Source organism: Microbacterium sp. CPCC 204701, from assembly GCF_004010105.1.
Classification (GTDB): Bacteria; Actinomycetota; Actinomycetes; order Actinomycetales; family Microbacteriaceae; genus Microbacterium.
In genome coordinates this window covers 1-3,335 of sequence record NZ_RRYE01000329.1, presented here as the reverse complement: position 1 = coordinate 3,335, position 3,335 = coordinate 1, and the positions used below count along the sequence as shown (strand labels likewise).

Here is a 3,335-nt window from a genome sequence, read left to right as displayed (position 1 = left end):
GCCGCCGCGAGGATCGCCTGAGCCGCATCCGCCGCAGCCATCTTGCGAGTGCCGCGGCCCGCGGTCATCGGGGTGTCGACCAGCGGCAGCAGCACATCGGTGACGACCACGGTGCGGCCGTCCCGGCGGCGCAGCCCCGCCGCGAACGCGGAAAGACCCGACTTCGTCGCGGAGTACAGCGGCGCTGCCGCCTTCGGCACGAGCGCGAGTCCGCTCGACACGGCGACCACGGCTCCGCGGGCGACCTCCAGCGACGACCACATCCTGGCCGTCAGGATCGCCGGAGCCGCGAGGTTCACCGCGACCTCCTCGGCGATCGACGCCGTGGCACGGTCCTCGTGACTGCCCTCCTTCTGAAGCGCCGCACCCAGCACGAGCAGGTCGATCCCGTCCGGGGACTCACCGACGACGTGTTCCGCCCACTCGTCGACCGCCGCGGCGTCTGCCAGGTCCACCTTCGCGGTCCGCACTCCGGGGAGCATCCGCACCAGCGCCAGCCCCGGCTCCGAGCGACCGCACGTATGCACCGTCCATCCACGATGGCTGAGTATCTTCACCATCTCGTACCCGATCCCCGACGTGCCTCCCGTGACGACGGCGTGCTGAGGCATCCCGTCCCTCCCTTCGCTCCGATCCGCTCCTGTAGCGTGATCGCGACGCTATGAGCTCGGAGGTCTCGCCGCATTGACCAGGGATAACCCGTCGGCAGGTCATCTGCTGTCGGGAATGCAGAGCGAGCTGCAGCAGCTCGCCGGCGCCGATCTGCCCGACTGGGGCCTCGTGGTGCGGGCGGCGGCGGTGCGCCGTGTCGCGCGCGGGACATCGCTGTTCCCAGAGGGCGCCATCGCCCCCGACCTCTACTGGGTGCAGCGGGGATTCGTGGCCCTCGAGTTCGGTGCACCCGACGGGCGCGTGCGAACCAAGGGGATCGCGCAGGGGCCCGAGATGCTGGGTTCCATCGAGTCGCTGCGCGAAGCGCCGTCGTCGTTTCGGGCACGGGCGCTGACCGAGGTGCTCGCCGCCGCGATACCCACGGCACTGGTCGTGCAGCTCGCGCGCACCCATCTGGTGTGGTCGCGGGCGCTCGCGGCGAAGATGGCCGCCCTCGCCGAGACCCGGGAGGCACGCGAGCGGGAACTGCTGCTGTCGAGTCCCGAGGATCGATGGTCCGCCCTGCTGCAGGAGCGCCCCGAGCTCGTCGCCGCCGTCAGCCAGACGGAAGTCGCGGCGCTGATCGGCATCACGCCCGTAGCCCTGAGTCGGCTCAAGCGCCGCCTGCGCGACCGCGCGAAGTAGATTGGACACCCGTGACCACGATCCATGATCCCCACCTGCGCGGCTTCGCCTCCGACAACTACTCCGGCATCCACCCCGAGGTGCTCGCGGCCATCACCGCGGCCAACGAGGGCCACCAGGTCTCGTACGGCGAGGATGTCTACACGGAGCGGCTGCAGGCGGTGTTCGCCCGGCATTTCGGCGAAGGAGTGGAGGCGTACCCGGTGTTCAACGGCACGGGTGCCAATGTCGTGGGCATGCAGTCCATGCTTCCGCGGTGGGGCGCGGTGATCGCGGCCGGCACGGCGCACATCAACGTCGACGAGGGCGGCGCCCCTGAGCGGGTCGCGGGGATCAAGCTTCTCACCGTCCCGACGGACGACGGCAAGCTCACGCCCGAGCTCATCGACCGCGAGGCGTGGGGCTGGGGCGACGAGCACCGGGCCCAGCCGCTCGTCGTCTCGATCACGCAGTCCACCGAGCTCGGCACCCTGTACACCGTCGATGAGATCGCCGCGATCGCCGCGCATGCCCACAGCCGCGGCATGAACGTCCACATGGACGGGTCGCGCATCGCGAACGCCGCGGCATCCCTCGGCGTCCCCTTCCGCGCGTTCACGCGCGACGCCGGCGTCGATGTGCTGAGCTTCGGCGGCACCAAGAACGGCGCGATGCTCGGTGAGGCCGTCGTCGTGCTGAACCCCGCGGCCTCGAAGGGCCTGAAGTTCCTCCGCAAGCTCGACATGCAGCTCGCCTCGAAGATGCGCTTCGTGTCGGCGCAGCTGCTCGCGCTCCTCGAGGGCGACCTGTGGCTGCGCAACGCCTCGCACTCCAACGCGATGGCGCAGCGCCTGCGTGCGGGCGTCGAGGCCGGGCTCTCCGACGGCTCGATCCGCGGCGTCGCGTTCACGCAGCCCACACAGGCCAACGGCGTGTTCGCGACCCTCCCCGACGGTGTGGCCGAGCGCCTGCGCGCCTCGTTCCGCTTCTACGACTGGGATGCCGCGAAGAACGAGGTGCGCTGGATGTGCAGCTTCGATACGTCCGAGAACGACATCGACGCCTTCATCGCCGCCGTCGCCCGCGAGACCTCGGCCGCCTGACGCGGACGCCGGCCCGCTGTCGCTGCTGGTCAGCGGGGGACGCAGGGCCTCCACAGGACGGATTCTCGCGAGTTCGCCCTCGAGAGCCCGAACCTCCTGCGGGGCGCTCAGGATTGAGCGGGCTCGTCCTCGCTGGACTCCTCGGCCGGGGTTTCGGCCTCGGCTTCGGCCCCGTCATCCGCCGATTCGCTCTGCTCGACCAGCTCGGCGAGCTCGGCGTCGACATCGTCCACCGACACGTCCTCGAGCGCGTGCTCCTCAGCCGCCGCCCCTGCGCCGTCGTCGCCGGCCTCGTCCTCGGCGGCGTCGTCGGCGCCGGGCTGCTCAGCGTCGCGCTGGGCATCGACCTGATCGGCCTCCGTCTCGCCGGAGGCGTCGGGTGCGGCATCCGTCGCCGTCTCGACCGACTCGACGACCCGGTCATCGTCGAGGGACGCCGGCGACTCGGGCGCGTCGGTCGAGATCGGCGACTCGGGGCGGATGAGCTCCTTGACCTCGGCCATGAAGCTCGTGAGCTGATGCTGCTGCCAGCGCAGCTGCCGGGTGCGGTCCTCGGCGTCGCGGAGCACGGCCTGCGAGTGGGTGGTGACCAGCTCCATGATGCGCTGCGCCTTCGCGCGCGCCTGATCGAGGTGCTCGCGGGCGCGCAGCGCCGCGTCGGCCTCGATCTGCTGCGCCTGCGCGCGGACGAGCCGCTCGAAGTCGTCGGCCTTCGCCGAGACGCGCTGCGCGTGCTCCAGTGACGCAGCGACCTGCTCGTTGGCGTCCTGCGTGATGCGCTCGGCGTGCGCGACGGCCTGATTGTGCAGCACCAGGAACTCCTGGTGCGCGTCGTCCTGACGGCGGCTGAGGGATGCCTCGAACTCGAGCGCGCGCACGCGCAGCTCGCGCACCGCCTCCTCGGCCTCGGACCGGTCCCGCGCGGTCTCGCGCGCCACCATCGAGCGCAGCGCCGCC

General features: G+C 71.3%; 3 protein-coding genes and 1 pseudogene. 2 read left to right on the top strand and 2 right to left on the bottom strand.

The window, feature by feature from the left end:
• On the bottom strand, positions 1-611 hold a 611-nt coding region (locus tag EIO58_RS14825; RefSeq protein ID WP_127820169.1), incomplete at its 3' end, for an SDR family NAD(P)-dependent oxidoreductase.
• Positions 612-726: 115 nt separating this feature from the next.
• On the opposite strand from EIO58_RS14825, the gene EIO58_RS14820 reads away from it, so the two are divergent.
• Both EIO58_RS14820 and EIO58_RS14815 read left to right on the top strand, forming a co-directional pair.
• On the top strand, positions 727-1,296 hold the full coding sequence (locus tag EIO58_RS14820) for a Crp/Fnr family transcriptional regulator (protein WP_127820168.1): 570 nt from the start codon (positions 727-729) through the stop codon (positions 1,294-1,296).
• 11 nt (positions 1,297-1,307) lie between these two features.
• The gene (locus EIO58_RS14815) at positions 1,308-2,378 is read left to right on the top strand and encodes a threonine aldolase family protein (protein WP_127820167.1); all 1,071 of its coding nucleotides are present in this window, start codon (positions 1,308-1,310) and stop codon (positions 2,376-2,378) included.
• Positions 2,379-2,485: 107 nt separating this feature from the next.
• Here EIO58_RS14815 and EIO58_RS14810 read toward each other — a convergent pair.
• Positions 2,486-3,335, bottom strand: a pseudogene (locus EIO58_RS14810) (hypothetical protein); the annotation flags it as partial.